Genomic DNA, 5636 nt, shown 5'->3' with positions numbered 1-5636 from the left:
TTAAAATTTGAAATTAGACTTTGCGACTACTTTTGAAAGTGGAATATATAGAAGTACCGCAATAACAATAGAGAATGTTCCATTAATAATTGTTGATGGTAAACTTATAAGTGCACTCATCACAGCCGGCATAAACCCACTCCCTACAATAACTAAAGAAACCACTGCAAATAGGAACTCACCCACTAAGTTAAATCCAATCCCACATACTGCACCTAAAATAGCGTATTGAAGCTTAATAGATACCTTTTTAATAAAGAAGCAAGTTACAGCAAGACCTATGCCTAAAATAAGTGAGAAAATATATAAAACAGGTATAACAACTAATGTTGTTTTAATCCCTTCTGTTGCCTCAGCTGCTTGTTGTAAAAATGGAATATTAATCTCATATCCATACACTGTAGAAGCAAGACATAGTCCCACCCCTATAATGATGAAGAAGGCTGCCGCTATAGCAATCCCTATAAAAGGTGATTTGGCATCTTCTTTATGTCCTTTAGAAGCTACAAGACCTGTTATAAAACCTATCCCAAACTTTAAAACAATCGTTTTGGGTGCACTTGTTGCCCAACCATTGAGCATATCAAACAACCCCATACCTATAGAGCCTGATAATCCTCCAATAGTACCACTAAAGAGTAGTGCTGCTAAAATAACAAACATGTTCCCAAAGTGAATAAATGGTTTTCCTACCGGTGATGGAATAGGAATCTTAAAGAGCATGAGTGCAATGTAGCAAATCGCACTAAATAGTCCTACAATCACCATACTTTGTAAACTTAAACCTTTCTTTTTACGTTCCATACTTAATCCCTCCTAAAAATCTAATAAATTTTCGAGCAAAATGCCTTCTCTTGTATCTGTTCCTGCTTCATAAGTTGCCTTTACCCCCAACGTTACAAAAGAAGTTGCTTGCTTGGTTGCATCTAATAATGTTACTTGTTGAAGCAATGCCCCTATTAATCTACTGGTGAAGCAATCTCCTGTCCCAGGATAATTTTGAGGTATTTCTTCGTAAGGTATGATTCCAAACTCATTGGTTGATTGATCATAAATCACATTTACCTTTTGTCCTTGTTCATAAGGCACACCTTTTAAGACAATTTGCCTAGGTCCCATCTCGGCAAGTGCCTTTACAATACTTTTAATCTCTTCTTCTGTAATGGACTCTATACTATATGGCCTATGTAATAAGAATGATGCCTCTGTCCAGTTGGGTGTAATCACATCTGCCCTCTCCACCAAATGCTTCATCTTTTGTTGCATCTTTTCATTATAAGTTTTGTACAACTTTCCATGGTCCCCCATCACTGGGTCTACTACAATAAGCGTTTTTTCCTTTTCCTTAAAAACTTCAAAAAAGTTTAGTACTTCCTCTATTTGGGCAGCACTGCTTAAAAAGCCGCTATAGATACAGTCAAACTGAACGCCTACTTCTTGCCAATGTTCTATCAAGCCATGCATCATTCCTGTAAGATCTGTCTTCACAGGTGTCCCAAATCCACCTGTATGGGTACTAAATACAGCTGTTGGTACAGGACACACTTGTACTTTCATATGAGATAAAATAGGTATAATAACGCTTAACGAGCATCTGCCAAAACATGATAAATCCTGTATTGCCGCAACACGTGGTATATACTTCATGACTTAACCTCCTTCTTAACCTTCCTGTCCCTTTTAATATTGCACTTTTTCTCATTTACTAATCTTATCATTTCTATTTTCCATTTTGTCCGTTGTATCCTTCTTGACTTTACAGTCAAATAATTATTGATTATAATGAGACCATGAAATTGTATCGCAACAGTTTAGACTTATGTATGGCAATATTCTGCCATAAGTCTCACCGCAACGTCAATATATTCTCTAAAAAGGAGGGCACAAAATGAGTTTTGTATCCATACAATTAGATAACACTAGTAGTGAACCTTTGTATTTACAGCTCTTTGGCCAAATTAAACAAGCTATTTTAGAAGACCAGCTTCCTGTTTCATTGCGCCTACCAGCTATACGCACTTTAGCCAAGGATCTAGGCGTTAACAACGTAACCGTTATCAATGCTTACAAACAACTAGAGTCTTCTGGCTATGTGACATCTAAAAAAGGGAGTGGCTTTTATGTTTCTAAACCCAACACGCCTGAGATTAGCTTAATGACGCGCCCTACTCTAAGCACTGCCGAAAATACCATTAACTTCTCTAGTGCCTCCCCTCATCCTGCTATCTTTCCAACAGATTCCTTTAAAACCTGTTTGGACGAAGTGCTAGACCGAGATAAAGGATTCGCTTTTGGGTACCAAGAAGCCAACGGCTTTATGCCTCTTCGTGAAGTCCTTGCTAAGTATCTTCAAGATGAACATCACATTCAAGCCTCTCCTTCATGTATTCAAATTGTTTCAGGCGCACAACAAGGCCTTGATATTATTTCTAAGAGTTGCCTGAATGCAGGAGATTATGTCGTTACCGAAATTCCTACTTACAATGGTGCCATAGATGCTTTTAAATCCCGTGGTACACGTATTGTACCTGTAGAATTAACATCAAGTGGCATTGACCTTGCTACTTTAGAAAAGCGTGTCAACATTTGCAAACCTAAGTTAGTTTATGTGATGACCAAATTTCAAAACCCTACTACCTTGTCCTATGCACAATCTACTTTAACAGCACTTCTACACCTGGCCCAAAAGTACAACTTTTACTTAGTAGAAGATGACTCAATGTCTGAACTTAATTATAAAGGCAAATCTAGTTATAGCCTTAAAGCCTTAGATACCCATAACCAAGTGATCTACTTAAAAAGTTTTTCCAAGCTACTTATGCCTGGGTTACGTATAGGTTTTTTAGTCATCCCTGAGTGCTTGCTAGACCGCTTTACTAAAACAAAGCAAATGACTGACATTGCCGCTTCTGGCCTAATCCACCGTAGTTTAGATATCTTCTTTAGAACGAATAAATGGGAGACACACTTACGCTATATGAAAGCCATTTACACCAGTAAATATGAACTTATGCGCTCTGAGCTTACTAGACTTAAACCTTATGGCATCACTTATACTGATCCTGACGGTGGGCTTTGCTTTTGGCTTTCCCTTCCCAGAAAAATTTCTGCTTATAAGCTCTATGAACTGTGCTTAGACAAAGGTCTACTTGTCTTACCTAGTACACTTTTCTACCCCCATACTCATAGGCAAAAGGATAGCTTTATCCGAATTACATTCGCCCCTTGCGATACTCAAGAAATCACCCAAGGCATTGATATTTTAGAACAGGTTTTAAAAAATTATACATGTTAAATGAAACCTCTTCACATATTATCCTGTATTAAAAATAATTAGTTTACCCTATAAACAAAAAAAGCTATGAAACTAGGTTAAGCTCCCTAATTTTATAGCTTTTGTCTTAATGACCCTCTTATTATTCAACACTCTTCTTTTAATGTATACGTACTTGCAAGATTGCAATCTGAGGGGGATTAAAAAGTCTAATCTCCATCTTAGTTGTTCCTATCCCACCGTTGACATATAGGTGCTTCTTATCTCCTAGTTCATAGAGTCCATGGGTATAAATTTCCGCCAATCCTGGTGTGTATAAAGGCCCTACAAAAGGTAACTGCACTTGCCCACCATGACTATGCCCTGTAAGCACCAAATCATAATACTTACTATCAGCCTGTATCACCAAATCAGGCTCATGCATCAAGATAATCCCATAATGACTACTATCTACGCCCTGAAAGGTTTTTGCATAATCTACTTGACCTAATAGGGCATCATCAATTCCCATAATATTTACGTACTTTCCACTTTCTGTTTGAATAGTTGTAGATTCATTTTGCAACAAAGTAAACTCTGATGCTTCCATAATATCTTCAAAATACCTTACCCCTGCACCGCCATGGTCATGATTGCCCCATACGGCAAACTTGCCATATGTACTTTCTATTTGACTTAATACTTCTCCAATCTTATCCTTGTAAGGATATTGACCCGGATGATCCATCAAATCTCCTGTAAAAACTACCAGGTCAGGCTTATTCCTATTAATCTTACTTACTAGCTTTTCTAACTCTTGTAACGTGTAGTCTGGTCCCAAGTGGGTATCTGTAAAGTGTACAATTTTAAGTTCTTCTGCACCTTTTCCCCTCTCTTTATCTTCCACTGTTACTTTCTTCTCTATTAAAAGATTAGGTTCTATATAACACATATCAATCCATAAACCTATCAATGCCAATGCAATCATCATTATACTCACACCCATTGTTTTTAGTATCCTTTTTATTATATGCTTCATGCATTATTTCCTTTCTTGCTCTACTTCAAGTTCTACCTCTAATTTAATCCAATTATATGACATCCATATGACCTATTTGTAAGATTATTACCAATATATAACCACCCTATAGCACTAAATATTCATTTTAATAAATAGCAAAGGGGCTGTGGCACTAGTTTACATACCCTAGCTTTACAGTCCCTATCTCTAAATGCCCTGCTTTTTAACTTTTAAAACTGTACATCTACGTTACCACCTATAGTTAATAATCCTTTTGTATCTTCGATCTCTATGACCGTCTTAATAACAGTCTCACCGTAGTTCTCTGTAGCATGCTCAGATTTTCTTATAACTGTTCCATCAAGTCTAGTATCTTGATTGGTATAGGGGAGCACCTCTACTTTATCCCCTATTTGTAAATCATCATTATATTCTTCTGGCAAATCAGCTTCTATCACTAAGGTTTGAGCATTCATGCCTTCCATCAATGGCCCTACCATACGTTCCACCTTACTTCCCTTTTGGCAGGCTATGTTATAGATAATTAAGTCGTCACAAGGCGCAATGATTTGATGACCTTCTAAGTACTCCTTTTCTAATTTGTTCTTCATGCTTTCAAGTTGTATAGTGGCTGTCTGTATTTGAAGTTGTATTTTTTCTGCATTTGTAGCTATTTGATTTTGTGTATTACTCGCTTGTGTCGTTAAGTTTTTAAGCTCTGCTTGAAGACTTTCTATTTCTAGGCTCTTGGCCTGTTTGGTCTGCTCCACACTAAGTTCTAGATTCTCAATTTGTTTACTCCCTTGTTCTAGTGCTAACTTGGACTTTGCTACTTCATCTTTTGAGACAGCCTCTACTTCCAAAAGCGCCTGTAGCGTCTCGAAGTCTTGAGTACCTTTTTCATGTTGTGATCTTGCTATCTCTAGGTCATTTTCTAACTTCTTAATATCTTGGTCTGTGCCCTGTTGAAGTTGCTCTTGCTTAAGTTTAAGTGTATTTCTTATTTGTGTAATCTGTGCACTTGCTGGGTAGAGAACCTCTTCTACAGCTTTAAGTTCTATTTCATAAAGGCGTATTTCATTCTCTTTTTGGGTAATTTGCTCCATATAACTTTCTATATTAAGCGTCATTAAAACATCCCCACGCTTTACCTTTTCCCCTTCTTTTACATGCACAGCTTCTACTGTAGCAGGAAAGTCCAAATTAAATTCCATCTTTTCTTCTATACTTACTACACCCTCTATTTCTATCTTGGTTACAGGTACACTCACCACTTCTACTTGCTCTTCTACCTGCTGGCATCCTACTAAACCTAATCCTCCAATACATAGACTGACAAGTCCTATATACTTTTTCATCCTT

Annotated in this window: 5 protein-coding genes; 1 reads left to right on the top strand and 4 read right to left on the bottom strand. The window is 37.2% G+C overall.

Annotated elements, in window-relative coordinates:
• Complete coding sequence (locus RRY75_RS13710) at positions 1-804, bottom strand: ECF transporter S component (protein WP_332493832.1); 804 nt, start codon at positions 802-804, stop codon at positions 1-3.
• Between the two features lie 12 nt (positions 805-816).
• The gene (locus RRY75_RS13705) at positions 817-1647 is read right to left on the bottom strand and encodes a pyridoxamine kinase (RefSeq protein WP_332493830.1); all 831 of its coding nucleotides are present in this window, start codon (positions 1645-1647) and stop codon (positions 817-819) included.
• Between the two features lie 241 nt (positions 1648-1888).
• Between RRY75_RS13705 and pdxR the strand changes: the two genes are divergently transcribed.
• Entirely contained in the window at positions 1889-3295 is a 1407-nt protein-coding gene (pdxR, locus tag RRY75_RS13700; RefSeq protein ID WP_332493828.1) for a MocR-like pyridoxine biosynthesis transcription factor PdxR, read from the top strand.
• A gap of 139 nt (positions 3296-3434) precedes the next feature.
• Here pdxR and RRY75_RS13695 read toward each other — a convergent pair whose 3' ends face one another.
• The gene (locus RRY75_RS13695) at positions 3435-4292 is read right to left on the bottom strand and encodes a metallophosphoesterase (RefSeq protein WP_332493826.1); all 858 of its coding nucleotides are present in this window, start codon (positions 4290-4292) and stop codon (positions 3435-3437) included.
• A gap of 212 nt (positions 4293-4504) precedes the next feature.
• Positions 4505-5636 (bottom strand): HlyD family secretion protein (locus RRY75_RS13690; RefSeq protein WP_332717294.1); only part of this gene is annotated, 1132 nt, incomplete at its 5' end.

Origin of the sequence: Niameybacter sp. (genome assembly GCF_036655075.1) — a bacterium.
Classification (GTDB): domain Bacteria; phylum Bacillota; class Clostridia; order Lachnospirales; family Cellulosilyticaceae; genus Holtiella.
Note: the sequence above shows the minus strand (reverse complement) of the source record. Positions and strands in the feature narration are given on the sequence as shown.

Coding starts and splice junctions, on each gene's coding strand:
- RRY75_RS13710 (WP_332493832.1), bottom strand. CDS start 804: ATGGAACGTAAAAAGAAAGGTTTAAGTTTACAAAGTATGGTGATTGTA.
- RRY75_RS13705 (WP_332493830.1), bottom strand. CDS start 1,647: ATGAAGTATATACCACGTGTTGCGGCAATACAGGATTTATCATGTTTT.
- RRY75_RS13695 (WP_332493826.1), bottom strand. CDS start 4,292: ATGAAGCATATAATAAAAAGGATACTAAAAACAATGGGTGTGAGTATA.
- pdxR (WP_332493828.1), top strand. CDS start 1,889: ATGAGTTTTGTATCCATACAATTAGATAACACTAGTAGTGAACCTTTG.